Annotated in this window: 19 protein-coding genes; all 19 read left to right on the top strand. The window is 56.0% G+C overall.

Translation table 11 applies throughout. From position 1 onward, the window contains the following. The first annotated feature begins 169 nt into the window (after positions 1-169). The 19 genes from gyrA to AC1RL4_RS21190 all read left to right on the top strand — a co-directional run bounded on the left by gyrA (position 170) and on the right by AC1RL4_RS21190 (position 24,987). On the top strand, positions 170-2,839 hold the full coding sequence (gyrA, locus tag AC1RL4_RS21280; protein WP_204124572.1) for a DNA gyrase subunit A: 2,670 nt from the start codon (positions 170-172) through the stop codon (positions 2,837-2,839). A gap of 219 nt (positions 2,840-3,058) precedes the next feature. Continuing rightward, positions 3,059-4,144 carry a 3-phosphoserine/phosphohydroxythreonine transaminase gene (gene serC / locus AC1RL4_RS21275; RefSeq protein WP_028938973.1) on the top strand — a complete coding sequence of 362 codons (1,086 nt, stop codon included), beginning with the start codon at positions 3,059-3,061 and terminating at the stop codon, positions 4,142-4,144. After that, the gene (pheA, locus tag AC1RL4_RS21270; RefSeq protein ID WP_007939916.1) at positions 4,144-5,238 is read left to right on the top strand and encodes a prephenate dehydratase; all 1,095 of its coding nucleotides are present in this window, start codon (positions 4,144-4,146) and stop codon (positions 5,236-5,238) included. Before serC ends, pheA begins: the two co-directional genes overlap by 1 nt. Positions 5,239-5,250: 12 nt before the next feature. Continuing rightward, a complete protein-coding gene (gene hisC, locus AC1RL4_RS21265) occupies positions 5,251-6,363 on the top strand; it encodes a histidinol-phosphate transaminase (protein ID WP_007939918.1) in 1,113 nt (370 codons plus the stop codon). A gap of 28 nt (positions 6,364-6,391) precedes the next feature. Beyond that, the gene (locus tag AC1RL4_RS21260; protein WP_433786743.1) at positions 6,392-8,599 is read left to right on the top strand and encodes a bifunctional prephenate dehydrogenase/3-phosphoshikimate 1-carboxyvinyltransferase; all 2,208 of its coding nucleotides are present in this window, start codon (positions 6,392-6,394) and stop codon (positions 8,597-8,599) included. Beyond that, entirely contained in the window at positions 8,596-9,285 is a 690-nt protein-coding gene (cmk, locus tag AC1RL4_RS21255; protein ID WP_007939921.1) for a (d)CMP kinase, read from the top strand. The genes AC1RL4_RS21260 and cmk overlap by 4 nt, the downstream gene beginning before the upstream one ends. A gap of 119 nt (positions 9,286-9,404) precedes the next feature. After that, positions 9,405-11,096, top strand: coding sequence for a 30S ribosomal protein S1 (gene rpsA, locus AC1RL4_RS21250; protein ID WP_018929851.1), 1,692 nt, complete (start codon positions 9,405-9,407; stop codon positions 11,094-11,096). A gap of 217 nt (positions 11,097-11,313) precedes the next feature. Next, a complete protein-coding gene (locus AC1RL4_RS21245) occupies positions 11,314-11,592 on the top strand; it encodes a hypothetical protein (protein ID WP_096480876.1) in 279 nt (92 codons plus the stop codon). A gap of 149 nt (positions 11,593-11,741) precedes the next feature. Then, complete coding sequence (gene ihfB, locus AC1RL4_RS21240; protein ID WP_003369729.1) at positions 11,742-12,038, top strand: integration host factor subunit beta; 297 nt, start codon at positions 11,742-11,744, stop codon at positions 12,036-12,038. A gap of 27 nt (positions 12,039-12,065) precedes the next feature. Continuing rightward, positions 12,066-12,305: a LapA family protein gene (locus AC1RL4_RS21235; protein WP_028938977.1), complete on the top strand. Its 240-nt coding sequence runs from the start codon at positions 12,066-12,068 to the stop codon at positions 12,303-12,305. Between the two features lie 226 nt (positions 12,306-12,531). Beyond that, positions 12,532-13,608 carry a dTDP-glucose 4,6-dehydratase gene (rfbB, locus tag AC1RL4_RS21230; protein ID WP_493120088.1) on the top strand — a complete coding sequence of 359 codons (1,077 nt, stop codon included), beginning with the start codon at positions 12,532-12,534 and terminating at the stop codon, positions 13,606-13,608. Further along, positions 13,605-14,498: a dTDP-4-dehydrorhamnose reductase gene (rfbD, locus tag AC1RL4_RS21225; protein WP_493120086.1), complete on the top strand. Its 894-nt coding sequence runs from the start codon at positions 13,605-13,607 to the stop codon at positions 14,496-14,498. Before rfbB ends, rfbD begins: the two co-directional genes overlap by 4 nt. Next, entirely contained in the window at positions 14,495-15,403 is a 909-nt protein-coding gene (rfbA, locus tag AC1RL4_RS21220) for a glucose-1-phosphate thymidylyltransferase RfbA (protein ID WP_230174508.1), read from the top strand. The genes rfbD and rfbA overlap by 4 nt, the downstream gene beginning before the upstream one ends. A 441-nt stretch (positions 15,404-15,844) precedes the next feature. Further along, complete coding sequence (locus AC1RL4_RS21215; RefSeq protein ID WP_230174506.1) at positions 15,845-17,287, top strand: mannose-1-phosphate guanylyltransferase/mannose-6-phosphate isomerase; 1,443 nt, start codon at positions 15,845-15,847, stop codon at positions 17,285-17,287. 126 nt (positions 17,288-17,413) lie between these two features. After that, complete coding sequence (locus AC1RL4_RS21210) at positions 17,414-18,781, top strand: phosphohexomutase domain-containing protein (protein ID WP_493120083.1); 1,368 nt, start codon at positions 17,414-17,416, stop codon at positions 18,779-18,781. Beyond that, positions 18,778-19,575 (top strand): ABC transporter permease, encoded by a 798-nt coding sequence (locus AC1RL4_RS21205; protein ID WP_230174504.1) that lies wholly within the window; start codon positions 18,778-18,780, stop codon positions 19,573-19,575. The genes AC1RL4_RS21210 and AC1RL4_RS21205 overlap by 4 nt, the downstream gene beginning before the upstream one ends. Then, positions 19,575-20,798 carry an ABC transporter ATP-binding protein gene (locus tag AC1RL4_RS21200; protein ID WP_230174502.1) on the top strand — a complete coding sequence of 408 codons (1,224 nt, stop codon included), beginning with the start codon at positions 19,575-19,577 and terminating at the stop codon, positions 20,796-20,798. Before AC1RL4_RS21205 ends, AC1RL4_RS21200 begins: the two co-directional genes overlap by 1 nt. Further along, complete coding sequence (locus tag AC1RL4_RS21195) at positions 20,798-21,997, top strand: FkbM family methyltransferase (protein ID WP_230174500.1); 1,200 nt, start codon at positions 20,798-20,800, stop codon at positions 21,995-21,997. Before AC1RL4_RS21200 ends, AC1RL4_RS21195 begins: the two co-directional genes overlap by 1 nt. Further along, a complete protein-coding gene (locus AC1RL4_RS21190; RefSeq protein ID WP_230174498.1) occupies positions 21,997-24,987 on the top strand; it encodes a glycosyltransferase in 2,991 nt (996 codons plus the stop codon). The genes AC1RL4_RS21195 and AC1RL4_RS21190 overlap by 1 nt, the downstream gene beginning before the upstream one ends. Positions 24,988-25,025: the final 38 nt, after the last annotated feature.

Below are 25,025 nucleotides of genomic sequence, written 5' to 3'. Positions count from 1 at the left end.
CCGGCGGTTTCCAGGGTAGCCTGATGTGGCTGCCTTTACTGCGCAGATCCATGGCATAACTCGTTGATTTGTCGTAAGTCGGTGCATGGCACTCAGTCTGCATCGGCGAGCTTCGTTCGTCCCATATGGATGTGACGAAGTTTCACCAGAAAAAGGAATCAGGCTTCTCATGGGCGAACTGGCCAAAGAAATCCTCCCGGTCAATATCGAAGACGAGCTGAAGCAGTCCTACCTCGACTACGCGATGAGCGTAATTGTCGGGCGGGCACTGCCGGATGCGCGCGATGGCTTGAAGCCCGTGCACCGGCGTGTGCTGTTCGCGATGAGCGAGCTGGGCAACGACTTCAACAAGCCGTACAAGAAATCTGCCCGTGTTGTCGGTGACGTGATCGGTAAGTATCACCCGCACGGTGATACCGCGGTGTACGACACCATCGTTCGGATGGCGCAGCCATTCTCGCTGCGTTACCTGCTGGTGGACGGTCAGGGCAACTTCGGTTCGGTAGACGGCGACAACGCCGCGGCCATGCGATACACCGAAGTGCGCATGACCAAACTGGCGCACGAGCTGCTGGCCGACCTGCATAAAGAAACCGTGGACTGGGTGCCGAACTACGACGGCACCGAAATGATCCCCGCGGTCATGCCGACCAAGATCCCCAACCTGCTGGTCAACGGCTCCAGCGGTATCGCCGTGGGCATGGCGACCAACATTCCGCCGCACAACCTCGGTGAAGTCATCGACGGTTGCCTGGCGCTCATCGACAATCCGGAGCTGACTGTCGATGAGCTGATGCAGTACATCCCCGGTCCGGACTTCCCGACCGCCGCGATCATCAACGGTCGCGCCGGCATCATCGAAGCCTACCGCACCGGTCGCGGGCGCATTTACATGCGTGCCCGCTCGATCATCGAAGACATCGACAAGGTCGGTGGTCGTCAGCAGATCGTCATCACCGAACTCCCTTACCAGCTGAACAAGGCCCGTCTGATCGAGAAGATCGCCGAGCTGGTCAAAGAGAAGAAGCTCGAAGGCATCACCGAGCTGCGCGACGAGTCCGACAAGGACGGTATGCGCGTCGTGATCGAGCTGCGTCGCGGCGAAGTGCCTGAGGTGATCCTCAACAACCTCTACGCCCAGACTCAGCTGCAAAGCGTGTTCGGCATCAACATCGTTGCGCTGATCGACGGCCGTCCGCGGATCCTCAACCTCAAGGATCTGCTGGAAGCCTTCGTTCGTCACCGTCGCGAAGTCGTGACCCGCCGTACCGTGTTCGAACTGCGTAAGGCGCGCGAACGTGGCCACATCCTGGAAGGTCAAGCGGTTGCCCTGTCGAACATCGATCCGGTCATCGCCCTGATCAAGGCTTCGCCGACCCCGTCGGAAGCCAAGGAAGCGCTGATCAGCACGCCGTGGGAATCCTCCGCGGTGGTTGCAATGGTTGAACGTGCCGGCGCCGATTCGTGCCGTCCGGAAAACCTCGATCCACAATACGGCCTGCGCGACGGCAAGTACTTCCTGTCGCCAGAGCAGGCGCAAGCCATTCTGGAACTGCGTCTGCACCGCCTGACCGGTCTGGAGCACGAGAAGCTGCTGGCCGAGTATCAAGAGATCCTCAACCAGATCGGCGAGCTGATCCGCATCCTCAACAGCGCCACGCGCCTGATGGAAGTGATCCGCGAAGAGTTGGAAGTGATCCGTGCCGAGTACGGCGATGTGCGTCGCACCGAGATTCTCGATGCCCGTCTCGACCTGACCCTGGGCGACATGATCCCGGAAGAAGAGCGCGTCGTGACCATTTCCCACGGTGGCTACGCCAAGACCCAGCCGCTGGCGGCGTACCAGGCTCAGCGTCGTGGCGGTAAAGGTAAATCGGCTACCGGCGTGAAGGATGAGGACTACATCGCCCACCTGCTGGTCGCCAACAGCCACACCACGCTGCTGCTGTTCTCCAGCAAAGGCAAAGTGTACTGGCTGAAAACCTACGAAATCCCGGAAGCCTCCCGCGCTGCCCGTGGTCGTCCGCTGGTCAACCTGCTGCCGCTGGACAGTGATGAATACATCACCACCATGCTGCCGGTCGAGGAATACACCGAAGGTCACTTCATCTTCATGGCCACTGCCAAAGGCACCGTGAAGAAGACCCCGCTGGAATCCTTCAGCCGTCAACGCAGCGTCGGTCTGATCGCGCTGGAGCTGGATGAAGGCGACGTGCTGATCTCTGCGGCCATTACCGATGGCGATCGCGAAGTCATGCTGTTCTCCGACGGCGGCAAGGTGACTCGCTTCAAGGAAACCGACGTTCGCGCCATGGGCCGTACCGCTCGCGGTGTCCGCGGCATGCGTCTGCCGGAAGGCCAGAAGCTGATTTCCATGCTGATCCCGGAAGAAGGCAGCCAGATCCTCACCGCTTCGGCGCGTGGTTTCGGTAAGCGCACCGCGATCACCGAGTTCCCTGAGTACAAGCGTGGCGGTCAGGGCGTTATTGCCATGGTCAGCAACGAGCGTAACGGCCGCTTGGTCGGCGCCGTTCAGGTGCTCGACGGCGAGGAAATCATGCTGATTTCCGACCAGGGTACGTTGGTTCGTACCCGCGTCGACGAAGTGTCCAGCCTGGGCCGTAACACCCAGGGCGTGACCCTGATCAAGCTGGCCAACGATGAAACGCTGGTGGGCCTGGAGCGGGTTCAGGAGCCGTCGGAAGTCGAAGGCGAAGAGCTGGAAGGCGAAGGGCTTGCAGGTGAAGAGGATGCAGTGTTCGAGGGTGAGGTCGTGATCGACGATGTTGCCGACGACCAGCAACTCGACGCCGCCGCCGACGAAGAGCCGCAGGAGTAAGCGGGCAAGCAGGGGGCGGATGAAGATTCGCCCCCTTGTTGTTTGTCCTCAGGGAACTGTGGAATTGTTTTTAATGTAGGAGCTGTCGAGCGAAGCGAGGCTGCGATCTCTTGATCTGGCTCTTGCTTTCGCTCAGCACTAAAAGATCGCAGCCTCGCTCTGCTCGACAGCTCCTACAGATTTATTGCGTGATACCACCAAATCAGAGCGAGATTGGATGTGAGCAAGAGAGCCTATAACTTCTGTGCCGGTCCTGCGGCGCTTCCCGAAGCTGTCCTGAAGCGCGCCCAGGCTGAACTCCTTGATTGGCACGGCAAGGGCCTGTCGGTCATGGAAATGAGCCATCGCAGCGATGAGTTCGTGTCCATTGCCACCAAGGCCGAGCAGGATCTGCGTGATCTGCTGAATATCCCCTCGAACTATAAAGTGCTGTTTCTGCAGGGTGGCGCGAGCCAGCAATTTGCTCAGATTCCTCTGAACCTGTTGCCGGAAGGCCGCTCCGCCGACTATATCGATACCGGTATCTGGTCGCAGAAGGCTATCGAAGAAGCTTCGCGCTACGGCCACGTCAACGTCGCCGCAACCGCCAAGCCTTACGACTATTTCGCTGTGCCTGGCCAGAACGAATGGAACCTGTCGAAAGATGCGGCCTACGTTCACTACGCGCCGAACGAAACCATCGGCGGCCTGGAATTCCAGTGGATCCCGGAAACCGGTGATGTACCGCTGGTCGCCGACATGTCCTCGGACATTCTTTCGCGCCCGGTGGATGTCTCGCGTTTCGGCATGATCTACGCCGGCGCCCAGAAAAACATCGGCCCGAGCGGCATCGTCGTCAACATCGTTCGCGAAGACCTGTTGGGTAACGCCCGTTCCATCTGCCCGACCATGCTCAACTACAAGGTCGCGGCCGACAACGGCTCGATGTACAACACGCCGCCAACCCTGGCCTGGTACTTGTCCGGTCTGGTGTTCGAGTGGCTGAAAGAGCAGGGCGGTGTCGAAGCCATCGGCAAGCTCAATGAAGTGAAGCAGCGCACGCTGTACGACTTCATCGACGCCAGCGGCTTGTACAGCAACCCGATCAACAAGTCGGACCGCTCATGGATGAACGTGCCGTTCCGTCTGGCCGACGATCGTCTCGACAAGCCGTTCCTGGCCGGTGCCGACGAACGTGGCCTGTTGAACCTCAAAGGTCACCGTTCCGTGGGCGGCATGCGTGCCTCCATCTATAACGCCGTCGATATCGTTGCGGTCAACGCACTGGTTTCGTACATGGCAGAGTTCGAGAAGGAACACGGCTAATGTCTGAGCAAGAACTCAAGGCACTGCGCCTGCGCATTGATGCTCTGGACGAAAAGGTCCTGGAGCTGATCAGTGAGCGCGCACGCTGCGCCCAGGAAGTTGCGCGAGTAAAGATGGCCTCGCTGGCCGAAGGCGAAGTGCCGGTGTTCTATCGTCCTGAGCGCGAAGCTCAGGTGCTCAAACGCGTGATGGAGCGTAACCAGGGGCCGCTGGGCAACGAAGAGATGGCGCGGCTGTTCCGCGAAATCATGTCCTCGTGCCTGGCCCTCGAGCAGCCGCTGAAAGTGGCTTACCTCGGCCCTGAAGGTACCTTCACTCAGGCAGCGGCCATGAAGCACTTCGGTCACGCGGTGATCAGCAAGCCAATGGCGGCAATCGACGAAGTATTCCGTGAAGTGGCGGCCGGTGCGGTGAACTTTGGCGTGGTCCCGGTGGAAAACTCCACCGAAGGCGCGGTCAACCACACCCTCGACAGCTTCCTCGAACACGACATGGTGATCTGTGGCGAAGTCGAGCTGCGTATTCACCATCACCTGTTGGTTGGCGAAAACACCAAGACCGACAGCATCAGTCGCATCTATTCCCACGCCCAGTCCCTGGCCCAGTGCCGCAAGTGGCTGGATGCCCATTACCCGAATGTCGAGCGCGTGGCGGTGTCCAGCAACGCCGAAGCGGCCAAGCGGGTCAAGGGTGAGTGGAACTCGGCGGCGATTGCCGGCGACATGGCTGCCGGCCTCTACGGGTTGACCCGTCTGGCCGAGAAAATCGAGGATCGCCCGGACAACTCCACGCGATTCCTGATGATCGGTAACCAGGAAGTGCCGCCGACCGGTGACGACAAGACCTCGATCATCGTTTCCATGAGCAACAAGCCCGGCGCTCTCCATGAGTTGCTGGTGCCGTTCCACGACAATGGCATTGACCTGACACGGATCGAGACCCGTCCGTCGCGCAGCGGTAAATGGACCTACGTGTTCTTCATCGACTTCGTCGGCCATCACCGCGACCCGCTGGTCAAGGGTGTGCTGGAAAAGATCAGTCAGGAAGCGGTGGCACTCAAAGTGCTGGGTTCCTACCCGAAAGCAGTTCTCTAAGGGCGGTAGCAAATGAGTGGCAACTTCCTCGCTCTGGCACAGCCGGGCGTGCAACAACTTTCGCCTTACGTTCCGGGCAAGCCTGTGGACGAACTGGCCCGTGAGCTGAACCTTGATCCGGCCAGTATCGTCAAGCTGGCGAGCAACGAAAACCCGTTGGGTGCCAGCCCCAAGGCGCTGGCGGCGATTCGTGAAGCGCTGGCCGAGCTGACCCGCTATCCGGACGGCAACGGTTTTGCGCTCAAGACCCTGCTGGCCGATCAGTGTCGCGTCGAGCTGAACCAGGTGACGCTGGGCAACGGCTCCAACGATATTCTGGAGCTGGTGGCGCGTGCCTATCTGGCACCGGGCCTGAACGCGGTGTTCAGCGAACATGCGTTTGCGGTCTATCCGATCGCGACCCAGGCCGTTGGCGCCCAGGCAAAAGTGATCCCGGCCAAAGACTGGGGTCATGATCTGCCGGCGATGCTGGCCGCGATCGATGCCGATACCCGCGTGGTATTCATCGCCAACCCGAACAACCCGACCGGGACCTGGTTCGACGCCGAGGCGCTGGATGAATTCCTGCAGGACGTTCCGGCCCATGTGCTGGTGGTGCTGGACGAGGCCTACATCGAGTACGCCGAAGGCAGCGACTTGCCGGATGGCCTGGACTATCTGGCGGCCTATCCGAACCTGCTGGTCTCGCGCACCTTCTCCAAGGCCTATGGTCTGGCGTCGCTGCGGGTCGGCTACGGTTTGTCCTCGGCCATCGTCGCCGATGTGCTCAATCGCGTGCGTCAGCCGTTCAACGTCAACAGCCTCGCGCTGGCCGCCGCTTGTGCCGCGCTGCAAGACGTCGAGTACCTGGCTGAAAGCCGTCGCCTGAACCAATCCGGCATGCAGCAGCTTGAGGCGGGTTTCCGTGAGTTGGGGCTGAGCTGGATTCCATCCAAAGGCAACTTTATCTGTGTCGATCTGGGTCGCGTTGCTGCCCCGGTGTTCCAGGGGTTGCTGCGCGAAGGCGTGATCGTGCGTCCGGTGGCCAACTACGGCATGCCGAATCACCTGCGTATCACCATCGGTTTGCCAGCGGAAAACAGCCGCTTCCTCGAGGCGCTGACCAAGGTTATGGCTCGTGGTTGATGTCACTGCACTGCAATCTGCTGAACCTATGATCGGTCGCCTGGTGGTGGTCGGTCTGGGGTTGATCGGCGGTTCGTTTGCCAAAGGCTTGCGTGAAAGCGGTCTGTGCCGCGAAGTGGTCGGGGTCGATCTCGACCCGCAGTCGCGCAAGCTGGCGGTCGAGTTGGGTGTGGTGGATCGCTGCGAAGAAGACCTGGTGGCGGCTTGCCAGGGCGCGGACGTGATTCAGTTGGCGGTGCCGATCCTGGCCATGGAGAAACTGCTCGCGCTGTTGGCGGGCATGGATCTGGGGCAGGCGATTCTGACTGACGTCGGCAGTGCCAAGGGCAATGTGGTGCGCGCGGCGACCGAAGCATTTGGCGGCATGCCGGCGCGTTTCGTGCCGGGGCATCCGATTGCCGGTTCCGAGCAGAGTGGGGTGGAAGCCTCCAATGCCGACCTGTTTCGTCGCCATAAAGTGATTCTGACGCCGCTGGATCAGACCGATCCGGCCGCGCTGGCAGTGGTCGACCGGTTGTGGCGCGAATTGGGCGCCGACGTCGAGCACATGCAAGTCGAGCGTCATGACGAAGTGTTGGCGGCAACCAGCCATTTGCCGCACTTGCTGGCGTTCGGTTTGGTCGATTCATTGGCCAAACGCAATGAAAATCTTGAGATCTTCCGTTACGCTGCGGGCGGTTTCCGCGATTTCACAAGAATCGCCGGTAGCGACCCGGTCATGTGGCACGACATCTTCCTCGCCAACCGCGAAGCTGTCCTGCGCACACTCGATACATTTCGCAGCGACCTCGACGCCTTGCGCGACGCGGTCGATGCAGGGGATGGGCACCAATTGTTGGGCGTGTTCACTCGCGCCCGGGTTGCCCGCGAGCATTTCAGTAAAATCCTGGCCCGCCGGGCCTATGTGGACGCTATGAATTCCAACGATCTGATTTTCCTGGCACAACCTGGTGGCCGCCTGACTGGGCGGATTCGTGTACCGGGCGACAAATCGATTTCCCACCGCTCGATCATGCTCGGTTCCTTAGCCTGCGGCGTCACCGAAGTGGAAGGTTTCCTCGAGGGCGAAGACGCCCTGGCGACCCTGCAAGCTTTCCGCGACATGGGCGTCGTCATCGAAGGTCCGCACCATGGTCGCGTGACCATTCACGGCGTCGGCCTGCATGGCCTGAAGCCTGCGCCGGGCCCGATCTATCTGGGTAACTCCGGCACTTCGATGCGTCTGCTGTCTGGCCTGCTGGCTGCGCAGAACTTCGACAGTACCCTGACCGGCGACGCTTCGTTGTCCAAGCGTCCGATGAATCGCGTGGCCAATCCGCTACGTGAAATGGGCGCTGTGATCGAGACCGCCGCTGACGGTCGTCCACCGATGACCATTCGTGGCGGCAACAAGCTCAAGGGCCTGACTTACACCATGCCGATGGCCAGTGCCCAGGTTAAATCCTGCCTGCTGCTGGCGGGTCTGTATGCCGAAGGCAAGACCACGGTCACCGAGCCGGCACCGACTCGCGACCACACCGAGCGCATGTTGCGCGGCTTCGGCTACCCGGTGACCGTTAACGGGGCGACCGCCTCGGTCGAGTCCGGCCACAAGCTGACCGCGACCCACATTGAAGTGCCGGGCGATATCTCGTCGTCGGCGTTCTTCCTGGTGGCGGCGTCGATTGCCGAAGGTTCGGAGCTGGTGCTCGAACACGTCGGCATCAACCCGACCCGCACCGGCGTAATCGACATCCTGCGCCTGATGGGCGCTGACATCACTCTGGAAAACCAGCGTGAAGTTGGTGGCGAGCCGGTAGCCGACCTGCGCGTACGGGCAGCTAAACTCAAAGGTATCGAGATTCCCGAAGCGCTGGTTCCACTGGCTATCGACGAGTTTCCGGTGCTGTTCGTGGCGGCTGCATGTGCCGAAGGTCGCACTGTGCTGCGTGGTGCCGAAGAGCTGCGCGTGAAGGAATCGGACCGGATCCAGGTCATGGCGGACGGTCTGCTGGCGCTGGGCGTCAAGTGCGAGCCCACTCCGGACGGCCTCATCATCGACGGCGGCCAGATCGGCGGCGGCGAAGTGCACGGTCACGGCGATCACCGGATTGCCATGGCCTTCAGCGTGGCTTCACTGCGCGCCACTGCGCCGATCCGCATCCATGATTGCGCCAACGTCGCGACCTCGTTCCCGAACTTCCTCGCGCTGTGCGCGCAGGTCGGTATCCGTGTTGCACAAGAGGCTCAGTCGTGATCAGCATTGCACCGGTCATCACTATTGATGGGCCAAGCGGCTCTGGCAAAGGTACTGTCGCCGGGATTCTGGCCAAGCGCCTGGGCTGGAACCTGCTGGATTCCGGTGCACTTTATCGACTGCTGGCTTTTGCCGCGCATAACCATGGCGTCGACCTGACCAATGAGGAATTGCTCAAGAAGCTCGCCGCTCATCTGGATGTGCAGTTCATCGCGGCGACCGATGGTCAGTTGCAGCGCATTATTCTGGAAGGCGATGAAGTCAGCGATGTGATCCGTACCGAGAGTGTCGGCTCGGGTGCCTCGCAGGTCGCCGCGTTGCCTGCGGTTCGCGAGGCGTTGCTGCAGCGTCAGCGGGCTTTTCAGGAGGCGCCGGGTCTGGTGGCCGATGGTCGCGACATGGGTACGGTGGTATTTCCCGACGCACCCTTGAAGATTTTCCTCACTGCCAGTGCCGAAGAGCGTGCGCGCCGACGTTACTTGCAGTTGAAGGGCAAAGTCGATGGTGTTAGTCTGTCGAGTCTGCTAGATGAGATACGTGCGCGCGATGAGCGTGACACCCAGCGAGCGGTAGCCCCGCTCAAACCGGCGGCTGACGCCATACAGCTGGATTCCACGGAATTATCCATCGACCAGGTGCTGGAACGCATCATGAGCGAGATCGCCATTCGCGATATCGCCGGGTGACCAAGAGGGCCGCAGGGGACCAGTCATAGTCCTGCGGAGCTTCTTTTAAATGAAACTAACCCACATCGTCTGGGATGTGGAGATGGGCGTATTCTTCGCCCTTATCAACAGGAATTAAAATGAGCGAAAGCTTTGCGGAACTCTTTGAAGAAAGCCTAAAAACCCTGAACCTTCAGGCAGGCTCCATCATCACCGGTGTTATCGTTGATATCGATTACCAAGCTCGCTGGGTAACCGTTCACGCTGGCCTGAAGTCTGAAGCACTCATCCCGCTTGAGCAGTTCTACAACGACGCTGGCGAACTGAACATCAACGTCGGTGACGAAGTTCACGTTGCTCTGGACTCGGTTGAAGACGGCTTTGGTGAAACCAAGCTGTCCCGTGAAAAAGCCAAGCGCGCTGAATGCTGGATTGTTCTGGAAGCAGCCTTCGCAGCCGAAGAAGTGGTCAAGGGCGTTATCAACGGTAAGGTTAAAGGCGGCTTCACTGTCGACGTTAACGGCATCCGTGCGTTCCTGCCAGGTTCTCTGGTTGACGTCCGTCCAGTGCGCGACACCACGCACCTGGAAGGCAAAGAGCTGGAATTCAAGGTCATCAAACTCGACCAGAAACGCAACAACGTTGTCGTTTCCCGTCGCAGCGTCCTCGAAGCCGAGAACTCCGCCGAGCGTGAAGCTCTGCTGGAATCCCTGCAGGAAGGCCAACAAGTCAAAGGTATCGTCAAGAACCTCACCGATTACGGCGCATTCGTCGATCTGGGTGGCGTCGATGGCCTGCTGCACATTACCGACATGGCTTGGAAGCGTATCAAGCATCCTTCCGAAATCGTCAACGTTGGCGACGAGATCGATGTCAAGGTTCTGAAGTACGATCGCGAGCGCAATCGTGTTTCCCTGGGCCTCAAGCAACTGGGCGAAGATCCATGGGTTGCTATCAAAGCCCGTTACCCAGAAAGCACTCGCGTTACCGCTCGTGTAACCAACCTGACCGACTACGGCTGCTTCGCTGAGCTGGAAGAAGGCGTTGAAGGTCTGGTACACGTTTCCGAAATGGACTGGACCAACAAGAACATCCACCCTTCGAAAGTCGTACAAGTCGGCGACGAAGTGGAAGTTATGGTTCTGGACATCGACGAAGAGCGTCGTCGTATCTCCCTCGGCATCAAGCAGTGCAAATCTAACCCATGGGAAGATTTCTCTGGCCAGTTCAACAAGGGCGATAAAATCTCCGGCACCATCAAGTCGATCACCGATTTCGGTATCTTCATTGGTCTGGACGGCGGCATCGACGGTCTGGTTCACCTGTCCGACATCTCCTGGAACGAAGTGGGCGAAGAAGCCGTACGCCGCTTCAAGAAAGGCGACGAGCTGGACACCGTTATCCTGTCGGTTGACCCAGAGCGCGAGCGCATCTCCCTGGGTATCAAGCAACTGGAAAGCGATCCGTTCTCCGAGTACGTTCAAGAGAACGACAAAGGCGCCATCGTTAAAGGCATCGTGAAAGAAGTTGACGCTAAAGGCGCCATCATCACTCTGGCCGACGATATCGAAGCGACTCTGAAAGCCTCCGAAATCAGCCGTGACCGCGTTGAAGACGCGCGCAACGTTCTGAAAGAAGGCCAGGAAGTAGAAGCCAAGATCATCAGCGTTGATCGCAAGAGCCGCGTAATCCAGCTCTCCATCAAGTCGAAAGATGATGCTGAAGAGAAAGAAGCAATCCAGAGCTTGAAAGACAAGCCTGCTGCTGACATCGCTGCTGGTCCTACCACTCTGGGCGACCTGTTGCGTGCACAAATGGAAAAACAGAACTGAGTTCTGTCAGACCATAGAAAAAGGGCGACTTCGGTCGCCCTTTTTTGTGTCTGCGATTTGGTGAATCCCTAATGTGCTGACGCTGCAATATTTCTTTCGTGAAACCAATGATCTACATAAGTTGTCTGTAACTTCATACAGGTCAATCGTCTATTCAAGGCTAGGCTTAGTCTGAAGTGAACGACCGCCGGGTTGTGTATCCGGCATAAGGAAGTGAATGAACAAGCTCATTGTCGTGATAGCAGTAATGACATTGGCAGGTTGTACCACTAATGCCAAAACTCATGCGATACGCGGCGTCAGTGGCATAGAGGTCGATTGTTCGGGGTTGGGCTCGGGATGGGAGAGGTGTTACAAGCGAGCGGCCAAGGAGTGTAAGGGGGCAGGCTATAAAGTCATCGTAAGGTCCGATGAGGCCAAAGAGGAAGATGTATTCCCTTTCGGCTTCAATCCTGCAGGTTATCTGACGCGCACCATGCTCGTCATATGCAGGTGAGCGGATGAGTTCGTCAGCGTTCCGGTGCTCTGAAATCAGGCATCTCGCGGCCGGGGAGAATATGTCAAAGCTCAGGCTGTTCAAATTCATCAGAGCATGCTAAAACCTTTGAAGCGCTGATCTAGCTGCTTGAAAAAGAAGGGAAAAATATGACGAAGTCGGAGTTGATCGAACGAATTGTCACCCATCAAGGGCTACTCTCATCCAAGGATGTGGAGCTGGCCATCAAGACCATGCTTGAGCAAATGTCCCAATGTCTGGCCACTGGTGATCGAATCGAGATCCGTGGTTTTGGCAGCTTCTCACTGCACTATCGCGCACCGCGCGTAGGGCGCAATCCAAAAACAGGTCAATCCGTCAGCCTTGACGGCAAGTTTGTTCCGCATTTCAAGCCAGGCAAAGAACTGCGCGATCGTGTGAACGAAGATGAGGAGGAAGGGCTTTGACGGCTTCCGCACTTCAAGGAGTCGCTGATGCGTAACCTCAAGCGCGTACTCCTCGCTGTATTTGTCCTGTTGCTCGTTCTGGTGATCCTGGCGTTCGTTCTTGAGAACCAGCAAGGCGTGTCCCTGCTGTTCCTCGGTTGGGCGGGTCCGCAGTTGCCAGTATCGCTGATCATGGTAATTGCGCTGCTGATCGGCATGGTGATCGGGCCCATTCTGGGCTGGTTTCTGGGGCGTCCGTCCAGAGCCTCACGCAAGCGCCTTGTCTGAGTGCGACAAGCCCGCTGTAGGCGTGGAATTTGCTTCGCAGCTTGTCCATATCCGTTAGTAAAACCTTCATTAAGCTGTAAGATGCCGCGCTTGATCGATAGGGCATTTCCTGATTTGTTCAAACTGACTCAGTCAGAAGCCTCAGCTGACTTGATGGCTTTTGCATTCATGGATTAGGCAACGCTCGGTTGGCGGCCCCGTCAGTAACTCAAGGATATGGTTTCGCGTGAAAATTCTAGTAACCGGCGGCGCCGGGTTCATCGGCTCGGCAGTCATTCGTCATATCATCTCCAACACTGCCGACTCTGTCGTTAACGTCGATAAGCTGACTTATGCCGGTAACCTTGAGTCGCTGGCCGACGTCAGCCAGAACTCGCGTTATGTGTTCGAGCGCGTCGACATCTGCGACCGCGATCAAGTGGACCGTGTCCTGCGTGAACACCAACCGGATGCCATCATGCATCTGGCCGCAGAATCCCACGTAGACCGCTCGATCTCCGGTCCATCTGAATTCATCCAGACCAACATCATCGGCACTTACACCTTGCTGGAAGCTGCGCGCCACTATTGGACCGCACTGGATGATGCGTGCAAAGCCAGCTTCCGCTTCCACCATATTTCCACCGACGAAGTCTACGGAGACCTTGACGGTCCGGAAGACCTCTTCACCGAAACCACGCCGTATCAGCCAAGCTCGCCATACTCGGCCAGCAAGGCCAGTTCTGATCATCTGGTTCGCGCCTGGAGCCGTACCTACGGCCTGCCGACCCTGGTTACCAACTGTTCGAACAACTATGGTCCGTTCCACTTCCCTGAGAAATTGATCCCGCTGATCATTCTCAACGCACTGGAAGGCAAGCCGCTGCCGGTCTACGGCAAAGGCAATCAGGTTCGTGACTGGCTCTACGTCGAAGACCACGCCCGCGCACTGTACAAAGTCGTGACCGAAGGCGTGATTGGCGAGACCTACAACATCGGCGGCCATAATGAGAAGCAAAACATCGAAGTGGTGCATACCTTGTGCGCACTGCTCGACGAACTGCGTCCGGACTCCGCTCATCGTCCGCACGCCAGCCTGATCACCTACGTTCAGGATCGCCCGGGCCATGACCAGCGTTACGCGATCGACGCCAGCAAAATCCAGCGCGAGCTGGGCTGGACGCCGGAAGAGACCTTTGAAACCGGTATCCGCAAGACTGTCGAGTGGTACCTGAGCAACACTGAGTGGGTAGCTCACGTGAAGAGCGGCAGCTACCAGCAATGGATCGACCAGAACTACACGGACCGTTCGGACAAAGCATGAAAATTCTCCTGTTGGGAAAAAACGGCCAGGTCGGCTGGGAGCTGCAACGCTCTCTTGCGCCTCTTGGCGAACTGATCGCCCTGGACCGTCACCCAGTCGATGGTTTGAGTGGCGACCTGTCTGACCTCAATGCACTGCGCGCGACGATTCGTCAGGTCAGGCCGGACGTCATCGTCAACGCAGCGGCCTACACTGCGGTCGATAAAGCTGAGTCCGAGACTGAACTGGCCAGCCGCGTGAATGGTCAGGCGAGTCAGGTCATGGCTGAAGAAGCCGCATCTCTAGGGGCTTGGCTGATTCACTACTCGACCGATTACGTGTTCAACGGTGAAGGCCTGGCGCCATGGCAAGAGACCGATGCCGTCGCCCCAGTGAATCACTACGGCGCCAGCAAACTGGCCGGCGAGCAAGCGATTGCTGCCTCGGGCTGCAAGCATCTGATCTTCCGTACCAGCTGGGTCTATGGCGCTCGCGGCAACAACTTTGCCAAGACCATGCTGCGTCTGGCCAAGGATCGCGACACCCTAAGTGTCATTGCCGACCAGATCGGCGCGCCGACGGGTGCCGACCTGATCGCCGACGTGACAGCGTTGGCCATTCGGCAAGTCTTGCAACGTCCTGAGCTGGCGGGTCTGTATCACTTGGCGGCGGCCGGTGAAGTGTCCTGGCATGGTTATGCCAGTCATGTGATCGATTTTGCCAAGGCAAATGGTGAAGAGCTCGCTGTTACAGCGATCAACCCGATAGACACAACTGCCTACCCAACACCGGCGCGCCGCCCTCTGAATTCCCGGTTGAACACTCAAAAGCTGCGCGACAATTTTTCTCTGCACTTGCCGGATTGGCAAAGTGGTGTCACCCGAATGCTGATGGAAGTCCTGAATAAATGACAACGACAAATCGTAAAGGCATCATCCTCGCTGGTGGTTCGGGCACTCGTCTGCACCCGTTGACCCTTGGTGTGTCCAAGCAGATGCTGCCGATTTACGACAAGCCGATGATCTTCTATCCGCTGTCAGTGTTGATGCTTGCCGGTATACGCGAAATCCTGATTATTTCCACTCCGGAAGACCTGCCGTGCTTTCGCAAATTGCTAGGCGATGGCAGCCTGTACGGCATTAAGTTGAGCTACGCCGAGCAGGCTAGCCCGGACGGTTTGGCACAAGCCTTCATCATTGGCGAAGAGTTCATCGGCAAGGATCCATGCTGCCTGATCCTGGGCGACAACATCTTTTACGGGCAGCACTTCTCGGACAACCTGCGTGCCGCCAGTGCTCAAGAGCACGGCGCGACCATATTCGGCTATCACGTGTCGGATCCGGAGCGTTTCGGTGTGGTCGAGTTCGACGCTGCCGGCCAAGCCTTGAGCATCGAAGAAAAGCCGCAGAAGCCAAAATCCAGCTACGTGGTGACTGGTCTGTACTTCTACGACAATCAGGTTGTCGAGATCGCCAAGGGCATCAAGCCATCCGCGCGTGGCGAGCTGGAAATCACTGACGTCAACCGTGCGTACCTCGAGCAGAAAACCCTCAAGGTCGAAATGCTTGGTCGCGGCTTCGCCTGGCTGGATACTGGTACCCATGATTCATTGCTGGAGGCGAGCCATTTTGTGCATACCATCGAGAAACGTCAGGGTTTGAAAGTTGCTTGTCTGGAGGAAATTGCTTACAGCAGTGGTTGGATCTCTGCCGCTGAGCTGTCTGCTCAGGCGCAGCGTCTCAAAAAAACCGGTTATGGTTCCTATCTGGAGAAGCTTCTGGGTGCGCAGGGTTGCCGAGACTTGAGTGAGATTTGATCGTCGCTGATGGTTGATGTTATTTTGATGTCACTTTTTTGAAAAAACTCGTTTGTTTTCAAGTGATTTTTGTATCCTGCCCCTCGCCTGAGTTATTTATTCCCGGTGCTGGCTGTAGAATGGCGAGCAGAATTACCTGACCCCATTCAGCGCTGCATGCCTCACGTTTATTGAATCTGCACTCCCCGTCAGGAAGGGCTCCGACTTGTCGAGATCGCCTCAAAAAATTGAGGCGGCAGGAATACGGATAAGTGGTAGAGCTGGCGAGTGGAAGGGGGGCGTACCCGGTGTAAAATTGACCGCTTTAGATTAATGCTTGACGGTCACCCTTGGTCGACTCGAGCAAAAAATTTGCATTGCTGACGATGCAAGAATGACCAGAAACATAACTGAGCCCACTTTCTGGATGAATTTGCCGGAAGGGGATTAAGGATTTAGAGAATGGAACTGATTCCCGTAATTTTGTCTGGCGGAGTGGGCAGCCGGTTGTGGCCTGTTTCTCGAGAGGCCCATCCAAAGCCGTTCATGGATCTGCCAGATGGCCAGAATCTAATCCAGAAAACGTTCCTTCGTGCTTCGCGCCTGGAAGGTGTTGTAGAGGTTCTGACGGTGACCAACCGTGAGCTCCTGTTCAAGACCGAAGACGAGTACGGCGCAGTCAACACGCTCAAACATTCGCAAGGCTTCATCCTTGAGCCTTTCGGGCGTAATACAGCTGCCGCGGTTGCTGCCGCAGCGCTTCAACTGGAAGCCACACATGGCCCCGACGCCCAAATGTTGGTGTTGGCTGCAGACCACCTGATAAAAGACGAAAAAGCATTTGCTGCGGCGGTCGCCAATGCGGTAACGCTTGCCTCCGAAGGCTGGCTGGTCACTTTTGGTATTCAGCCGACCTACCCTGAAACAGGGTTCGGGTACATCGAAGCTCAGAAAGATGCGCCCCTGAAGGGCGGCCTGAAGGTTGCGCGCTTCGTTGAAAAGCCCAATCTTGAAACGGCTGAAGGCTACGTCAACGCAGGCAACTACTATTGGAACTCCGGGATGTTTTGTTTCCGGGTCGGCACGGTGCTGGAAGAACTTCGCCAGCATGCCCCTGACGTGGTGGAAGCTGTCAGTAAAACCATTGAAAATTCGCGCCTCACTACCTCTGCTAAATATCGTTGCCTGGCACTTGATGCTGATGCATTCGCAGAGGTTCCGGACATCTCCATCGATTACGCATTGATGGAGCGCTCCTCCAAAGTAGCGACCATCCCTTGTGATATCGGTTGGAGTGACATCGGTTCCTGGAACGCCGTCAGTGAGCTGACCGAGCCTGATGAAAACGGCAACCGTTTCGAAGGCGAGGTGTTGTCCCACAACTCCCGTAACAACTACGTTAACAGTGAGGATCGACTGACTGCGCTGGTAGGGGTTGAGGATTTGCTGGTCATCGATACGCCGGACGCGGTTATGATCGCCCACAAAGATCATGCGCAAGACGTAAAACATATTGTTAATCAGCTCAAAGCGGCCAGCCACACGGTTCATTTGCTCCACCGTACCGTTCATCGCCCTTGGGGGACCTACACAACCCTGGAAAACGGCGAGCGCTTCAAGATCAAGCGCATTGTGGTGAAGCCAAAGGCTTCGTTGTCCTTGCAGATGCACCATCACAGAAGCGAGCACTGGATCGTTGTCAGCGGGATGGCTGTGGTTGTCAACGACCAGCAGGAATTGATGTTGAACACCAACGAGTCCACGTTTATTCGTGCCGGCCACCAGCACCGTCTGATGAACCCGGGTGTTATCGATCTGGTGCTGATCGAAGTGCAGAGCGGCGACTATCTGGGCGAAGACGATATCGTACGTTTTGAAGATAACTACGGTCGCGTCGACAAGTAACGACACTGAACCCGATGCGAGCCTCGTGTCTTGCGAGGTTAGCGCGCCAATGGCATCAGGCTCTGGCGCTCCATTCTTGCCGTTGCCGCCTCCGGGCGGCATCGGACATTTCAGTTAGTGAGTAGTATGTATCCTCCTATCGTGACGCAATGCTTCAAAGCCTATGACATTCGTGGTCAGGTTCCCGCTCAACTCAACGAAGACATCGCCTACCGCATAGGCCGTGCGCTCGTGGTCGAGCTGCAAGGGAAAACCTTCGTAGTCGGCCAGGACATGAGGCTCGAAAGCCCACCCCTGGCGGCAGCTCTGATGCGCGGCATTACCGAGGCGGGTGCCGATGTGATCGACATCGGGCTGTGCGGTACCGAGGAAGTCTATTTCGCTACCAGTCATTACAAGGTCGACGGCGGCGTGATGATCACGGCCAGCCACAATCCAAAAGGTTACAACGGGATGAAGCTCGTCAAGGCCGAGTCCCGTCCTATCAGCGGTGACACTGGCCTCGACGCTATTCGCCTGCGTGTCGATCAGGGTGACCTGGGCACCGTTGCGACAAAAAAAGGCGCGGTTCGTCAGGCCTTTGACAAGACCGCCTACATCGACCATCTGCTCACTTACGTCGATGTCAGCACTTTGAAGCCCCTCAAGATTCTCGTCGATCCGGGCAATGGCGCCGCAGGCCCTGTGCTACAGGCGCTGGCTGAACGACTACCGCTGCAGTGGGTATTCATCAACGAAGTGCCTGATGGCCACTTTCCGAACGGCGTACCCAATCCGCTGCTGCCCGAGAATCGCGAACTGACTCGTCAGGCGCTGCTGGCCAACCAGTGCGACATGGGCCTGGCCTGGGACGGTGACTTCGATCGCTGCTTCTTCTTCGATGCCGATGGTCGGTTCATCGAGGGCTATTACCTCGTCGGCTTGCTGGCTGAAATGCTGCTCAAGCAACACCCTGGCAGCAAGATCATCCACGACCCGCGCCTGACCTGGAACACGATCGAGCAGGTGGAGCAGGCGGGTGGTATCGCCATTCAGAGCAAAACCGGACATGCGTTCATCAAGGAGCGTATGCGTGAGGAAGACGCGGTGTATGGCGGTGAGATGAGTGCTCACCACTACTTCCGCGATTTTGCGTATTGCGATAGTGGGATGATTCCGTGGTTGTTGGTGGCTGCTCTGGTTTCTAGCACAGGAAAGCCACTGTCTGAGCAAGTCGATGAGCGTATTGCAGCGTTCCCCTGCACCGGTGAGATCAACTACAAAGTGGCCGATGTGGCCAAAACGATTGAACATGTCTTGGCTCATTATCAGCCTCAGTCACCTGTTCTGGACATGACCGACGGTATTAGCGTTGCATTCGAAGAGTGGCGATTCAATCTACGTGGTTCCAATACGGAGCCTTTATTGCGGCTGAACGTTGAAGCTAAAGGTGATAGCGAATTAATGTTTACTCGTCTTAAGGAGATTGAGACGCTGATAGGTGCTGCTCAATGATCAGTCCGGCATTGAAGGCGCTATGGAATTATCGGGGCTTTATCCTGGGGAGCGTGAAGCGGGAGTTTCAATCTAAATACACCAACTCGATGTTGGGTGTTGGTTGGACAGTCATCCAGCCGTTGACAATGATTTTTGTGTACACGGTGATTTTTTCGCAGCTTATGCGTGCAAAGTTGCCAGGGGTAGACGGCACCTTTGGCTACAGTATCTATCTATGTGTGGGTGTCATTACCTGGGGTTACTTTGGCGAGATTGTTGGTAGAGCCCAAAGTATTTTTATAGATAATGCGAACCTGATTAAAAAATTGAGCTTTCCACGCCTGTGTCTGCCGGTGACGTTGGTGTTGAATGCTTCGGTCAATTTCGGGATTATTTTCTCGCTATTCATCGTCTTTCTATTGGTAACCGGGAATTTTCCGGGGTGGGTTTTCTTTACGATTATTCCCATTCTGTTGATTCAGGTGTTATTTGCCATTGGCCTGGGGGTCACGCTCGGTGTGTTGAACGTGTTCTTTCGAGACGTAGGGCAGCTCTTTGGTGTCGTACTGCAATTCTGGTTCTGGTTTACGCCTATTGTGTACCCGCTCAATATTCTGCCAGCCTGGTTGCAGTCACTGATGAAGCTTAACCCGATGGCGACGTTGATTGGTTCATACCAGGGCGTCATGGTGCACGGACAGATGCCTGATTGGGTTGCACTCCTTCCTATTGTGTTACTCAGCCTGTTCATATGCTTCCTGGGGCTTCATTTATTTAAAAAGCATTCAGGCGAATTGGTGGATGAACTCTGATGGGGACGATTAACGTAACGGGCCTGGGCAAGGCTTACAAACAGTACCCGAGTCGTGCGTCTCGCTTGGCCGAGTGGATAATTCCGTGGAGCAGACCACGCCACAAGTTGAAGTGGGTCCTCGAAGACTTGAACTTCCAGGTGCGGCCAGGTGAAGCGGTAGGGATTATCGGCGTCAACGGTGCAGGCAAAAGTACCTTGTTGAAGATGATCACCGGTACCACCCAGCCCACCGCCGGCAGTGTAGAAATAAGTGGCCGGGTAGCCGCACTGCTTGAGTTGGGCATGGGTTTTCATCCCGATTTCACCGGTCGCCAGAATGCGATCATGGCTGGGCAGTTACTGGGCTTGAGCGTCAGTGAAGTCACCGAGTTGATGCCGAAAATCGAGGCGTTTGCCGAAATCGGCGACTACATCGACCAGCCGGTTAGGCTTTATTCCAGCGGGATGCAGATGCGTTTGGCGTTTAGTGTCGCGACGGCTCGTAGACCTGATGTCTTGATCGTTGACGAGGCGTTGTCGGTGGGCGATGCCTATTTCCAGCACAAGAGCTTTGAAAGGATTCGCGAATTCCGTAAGGGCGGTACCACATTGCTGATTGTCTCTCACGACAAGGCGGCGATTCAGTCTATTTGTGATCGTGCAATTTTGTTGAGAAGCGGAAAACTGGCAATGGAAGGTAAGCCAGAAGAAGTAATGGATTATTACAATGCGATGCTGGCAGAGAAAGAAAGCGCTAATACAGTTCGCCAGGAAATTTCCTCCGACGGTCGAATAAAGACAGTTTCCGGTACAGGACAAGCAACTGTTGCGGAAATAAATATTCTGAATGCTAATGGCGATCCTGTTGAGATCATCGATGTGGGTGCACCTGTAACGCTAAGTGTCAAGGTTCGTGTGTCTGCAGCTATTCCTCGTCTGGTTCTTGGTTACATGATAAAGGACAGGCTGGGCCAAACAGTATTTGGCACTAATACTCATCATTTGCAGCGTGCTGAATTGAATCTGGTTGAAGGTGAGGAGTTAGTTTATAACTTTGCCTGTGAGATGAATGTCGGGCCTGGAAGTTATTCTATCGCTACGGCACTTGTCAGCGACGATTCTCACCTCAGCAATAATTATGAGTGGCGAGACTTGGCTTTGGTTTTTAATGTTGTGAACCAAAGTAAAAGCTTATTTGCTGGGGCATGTTGGATGCCGCTTGATTTGGAAATCATACGCTAATGTCATTTGTATCGTACGCCCAGAATTTCGAAGATGTGATGCTGTGGAGAGCGCTGAGTCACGTCTCCAAAGGTTTCTACATTGATATCGGTGCCCAGGACCCGGTCCATGACTCCGTCAGCCTCGCATTCTATGAGCATCAATGGCGCGGGGTGCATGTCGAGCCAACCGAACAATACTCATCAAAGTTGAGGCTTGCTCGGCCCGATGAAGTGATCGAACAGGTCGCTATTGGTTCGGGCACTGAAACCCTTGAGTTTTACGAGTTCTCGGACACTGGTCTTTCGACCTCCGACAACTCTATTGCCAAGTTGCACCTTGATTCCGGCTATCAAGCCATACGTCGAGTTGTGCCGGTGATGTCGCTGGATACTTTGCTGGAAAAGTATCGCGACCGAGCCGTCAACTGGATGAAGATTGATGTTGAAGGGCTCGAAAAAAATGTAATAGAGAGCTGGGTCGAGTCGCCGATCCGTCCTTGGATTCTGGTCATCGAAAGCACTTTGCCACTCAGTGAGGAGCAAAGCCACGACGACTGGGAGGATTTGATTCTGGCGAAAGGATATCGCTTTGCCTACTTTGATGGGTTGAACCGATTTTATGTGCACGAGACTCACATAGAGTTACTTAAGTCATTCAACCGTCCTCCCAATGTCTTTGACCGATTCGTTTTGAGCGGCAAGGCCTCGCATTCGTTCTACCAGCTTATTCAAAGCCGAGTGCTGCAAGCCGAAGCGGATACTCGTCATCGAGAGGAGCTGAGAGCTTTGGAAGAGACGCTGAGGGTTTTGGAAGAGGCAAAGCGCAAGTCTGTCGAGGCCGAACTCGCCGCTGTGTATGCGAGTACGTCTTGGCGGCTGACGCAGCCGTTGCGCTGGTTGGTGTTTCAAGTTCGCTTGGCCCGGCAGCTTGGTTTCACGGTTCGTTTGAAAACTTTCGTGAAAAAAGTCTTGGGTTTTTCACTCCGCAAAGTCTCTCTGTTTTTTTCGACACGACCAATTTTGCGTTCAAGGTGTGTAGAGCTTCTTAAAACCCTCGGTATCTATGGTGGCGCACGCAAAGTGTTCAACCATCTTTCTAAAAGTGTTGTCTCTGTACGAGCTAAAGCACCACTCAGTGAGCAGCACCTCACTGGCAGGGGGCGCGACTTGTATCGCCGACTGAAGACGTCTGCCCAGCAGCGTGGTGGGGATCAGTAATGCGTATTGTGATCGATCTTCAAGGTGCTCAATCGACAGGCTCACGTAACCGTGGGATCGGTCGATACGCACTGTCGTTGGCGCAGGGGGTTGCGCGAAACCGCGGTAACCACGAAGTTATGCTGGCTTTGAGCGGCGCTTTTCCTGAGGCTGTTGACAGTATTCGAGAGATTTTCCAGGATCTGATCCCTCAGGAAAATATTGTCGTTTGGCATATACCTGAAGCGGTGAGCCACATCGACGTGGGTAATACCTGGCGCCGTCACGCGGCAGAGCGGATTCGTGAGTCTTTTCTTGCGTCCCTGAACCCCGACGTAGTTCTGGTAAGCAGCCTTTTCGAAGGTTTCGAAGATGACTCCGTTACCAGCGTTGGCTGCTTTGCCGATAATCTGCCAACCGCTGTCGTGTTGTATGACCTGATCCCATACATCAATCGCGACACCTATCTCAAGAACCCGCTGATCGAGAAGTGGTACGACAGTAAAATAAACTACCTCCAGTCGGCAGGCCTTCTGCTGTCAATTTCTGAGTCCTCCCGCCAAGAGGCTATTCAATATCTGGGCGTAAATGCTCGGAACGCGGTGAATATCTCGACGGCAGTTGACGCGCACTTCAAGGTCAGGTCCTACAGTGACTCGCAAAAGGCCGACGTGCTTGCTCGTTTCGGGTTGAATCGGGCCTTTGTGATGTACACCGGCGGTATTGACCATCGGAAAAACATCGAAGGACTGATTCGTTCGTATGCACGGTTGCCGGCCGTTACCCTGGAGCAGCATCAACTGGCAGTCGTTTGTTCGGTACGACCTGAAGATCGTGCGCGATTGGAGGCCCTGGCCAAAGAGCATGGCCTTGACCGTGACCAATTCGTCATGACCGGGTTTGTTTCGGAAGGCGACCTCGTTGCCCTGTACAACCTGTGCCAGGCATTTATCTTCCCGTCCTGGCATGAGGGCTTCGGGCTTCCCGCGTTGGAGGCGATGTCCTGTGGTCGCGCGGTGGTGGCAGCAAATACCTCGAGCCTGCCTGAAGTAGTCAATAACGCTCAGGCGATGTTTGATCCGCTGGACGATGCATCGATTACGGAAAAGCTGCGCGAAGTCTTGATGGATGATTCGTTTCGCGCTCAGTTGGAGCGGCATGGCCTGGAACAGGCCAAAGAGTTCTCTTGGGATAAAACGGCACAGCGAGCGATTGCTGCCCTGGAGACCTTCCATGAGCAATGTTCCAAAGAAACTCCAGTCGTTGAGCCTCGAAAGGGGCTGCCACGTTTAGCATATGTCTCACCGTTACCGCCTGAGCGAAGCGGGATCAGCGATTACAGCGCTGAACTGTTGCCTGAATTGTTGCAGCATTTTGATATCGATGTGGTCGTTACGCAAAGCGATATCGAGCCCGCCTGGATAAAGGAAAAGTGCCCGGTTCGTACGGTGGAGTGGTTTGTAGAAAACGCTGCTTCTTATGATCACGTGCTCTATCATTTCGGCAACTCGACTTTCCACGAGCATATGTTTGAGTTGGTTGCGTCGATCCCCGGTGTCGTGGTTCTGCACGACTTTTTCCTTTCCGGGATTCTTGCGCACATGGAATTGAATACCCATGCGCAAGGGATCTGGACCGATGCACTGTATGAGAGTCACGGTTACGCTGCGGTGATTGATCGTTTCCACTCGAAAGAGTTGGTTGATGCTATCTGGAAGTACCCAGCTAACCTGCCGGTTCTGAAGTCCGCACAGGGCGTGATTATCCACTCTGAAAACTCACGCAAACTTGCCAATCAATGGTATGGGCCACGGGTGGGGAGTGAGTGGGTCAACATTCCACTTCTGAGAGTGCCTGCGCAACCGTCTCCCGAGGCGCGTGGAGAGACTCGCAACAAGTTGGGGCTCAAGGCGGAAGATTTTGTAGTGTGCAGTTTTGGTTTGTTGGGTCCCAGCAAGTTGAACCACAGGCTACTGGAAGCTTGGCTGAGTTCTCCTATGGCTAATGATGCTACCTGCATCTTGGTCTTTGTCGGGCAAAACGATCCAGGTACTTACGGCGATGAGCTTCAGCAGCGTATTGACCGGGCAGGCGTAGCCTCGCGAATCCTGATTACAGGTTGGGCTTCATCCGAAACATTCCGGGACTATCTTGCGGTTGCGGATGTCGGGGTACAGCTGCGGGCACATTCCAGAGGTGAAACCTCTGCAGCCGTGCTCGATTGCATGAACTATGGCCTGGCAACCATCGTCAATGCCAATGGAAGCATGGCGGATCTGGAAGATGACGGTGTCGTCAAACTGCCTGATGAATTTGCCGATGGTGAACTTATCGCTGCCTTGAGCAAGCTTTGGACCGATGCTCAAGGCCGTCACGCATTAGGTGCACGAGCTCAGAGCATCGTTCACTCAAGCCACGCCCCTGCGCCTTGCGCTACTCAATATAAAACTGCAATCGAGCATTTCCGCGCCAACAGTAAGTCCGGTGTTGCTGACCTGATTCAATCTATCGCGTTGCTGGAAGCGCCCCCCGAATCGCCGGTGACAGATGAAGACTTCATGGCTGTCGCCGAAGCGGTCGATCGCTCGCTACCGGCGCCGTTGGAAAGGCCGCAATTGTTGCTCGATATCACGCCATTCATTGATGGTCAGATGGCACGTGACAGTGCGAAATCGTTGATAACTACTTGGCTGGCGCGTGTTCCTGCGGGTGTACGGTTTGAACCGGTCTACGCAAGTTGCGAGGATCAGGTGTACCGCTATGCGAGGGAGTTCACCTTATCGCTTCTTGGATGCCCGACTCATGCATTGCACGATGAGAAGGTGACCTATCGAATGGGGGATCAGCTTGTCATGCTGGAAGCAGGGTCGGCACATCGCCAGTCAATGCAAGAAGGTTTTCAGGCGCTGGTACGTCAAGGCGTCAAATCCTTCACTGTCGCTGGTAATGAAGACAATGGCGGTCTGGATCGGATTTTTGCCGAACTGCCCGCAGTGACAAATTCAAATTAGTTCTAACGCTTTACCAGACTATGCCGAAACCATGATGT

It is taken from the genome of Pseudomonas sp. GW822-FHT07A10, assembly GCF_058798795.1.
This window is presented reverse-complemented; position numbering and strand designations above follow the sequence as displayed.

Coding starts and splice junctions, on each gene's coding strand:
- gyrA (WP_204124572.1), top strand. CDS start 170: ATGGGCGAACTGGCCAAAGAAATCCTCCCGGTCAATATCGAAGACGAG.
- pheA (WP_007939916.1), top strand. CDS start 4,144: ATGTCTGAGCAAGAACTCAAGGCACTGCGCCTGCGCATTGATGCTCTG.
- hisC (WP_007939918.1), top strand. CDS start 5,251: ATGAGTGGCAACTTCCTCGCTCTGGCACAGCCGGGCGTGCAACAACTT.
- AC1RL4_RS21260 (WP_433786743.1), top strand. CDS start 6,392: ATGATCGGTCGCCTGGTGGTGGTCGGTCTGGGGTTGATCGGCGGTTCG.
- rpsA (WP_018929851.1), top strand. CDS start 9,405: ATGAGCGAAAGCTTTGCGGAACTCTTTGAAGAAAGCCTAAAAACCCTG.
- AC1RL4_RS21245 (WP_096480876.1), top strand. CDS start 11,314: ATGAACAAGCTCATTGTCGTGATAGCAGTAATGACATTGGCAGGTTGT.
- ihfB (WP_003369729.1), top strand. CDS start 11,742: ATGACGAAGTCGGAGTTGATCGAACGAATTGTCACCCATCAAGGGCTA.
- AC1RL4_RS21235 (WP_028938977.1), top strand. CDS start 12,066: ATGCGTAACCTCAAGCGCGTACTCCTCGCTGTATTTGTCCTGTTGCTC.
- rfbD (WP_493120086.1), top strand. CDS start 13,605: ATGAAAATTCTCCTGTTGGGAAAAAACGGCCAGGTCGGCTGGGAGCTG.
- rfbA (WP_230174508.1), top strand. CDS start 14,495: ATGACAACGACAAATCGTAAAGGCATCATCCTCGCTGGTGGTTCGGGC.
- AC1RL4_RS21215 (WP_230174506.1), top strand. CDS start 15,845: ATGGAACTGATTCCCGTAATTTTGTCTGGCGGAGTGGGCAGCCGGTTG.
- AC1RL4_RS21210 (WP_493120083.1), top strand. CDS start 17,414: ATGTATCCTCCTATCGTGACGCAATGCTTCAAAGCCTATGACATTCGT.
- AC1RL4_RS21205 (WP_230174504.1), top strand. CDS start 18,778: ATGATCAGTCCGGCATTGAAGGCGCTATGGAATTATCGGGGCTTTATC.
- AC1RL4_RS21200 (WP_230174502.1), top strand. CDS start 19,575: ATGGGGACGATTAACGTAACGGGCCTGGGCAAGGCTTACAAACAGTAC.
- AC1RL4_RS21195 (WP_230174500.1), top strand. CDS start 20,798: ATGTCATTTGTATCGTACGCCCAGAATTTCGAAGATGTGATGCTGTGG.
- AC1RL4_RS21190 (WP_230174498.1), top strand. CDS start 21,997: ATGCGTATTGTGATCGATCTTCAAGGTGCTCAATCGACAGGCTCACGT.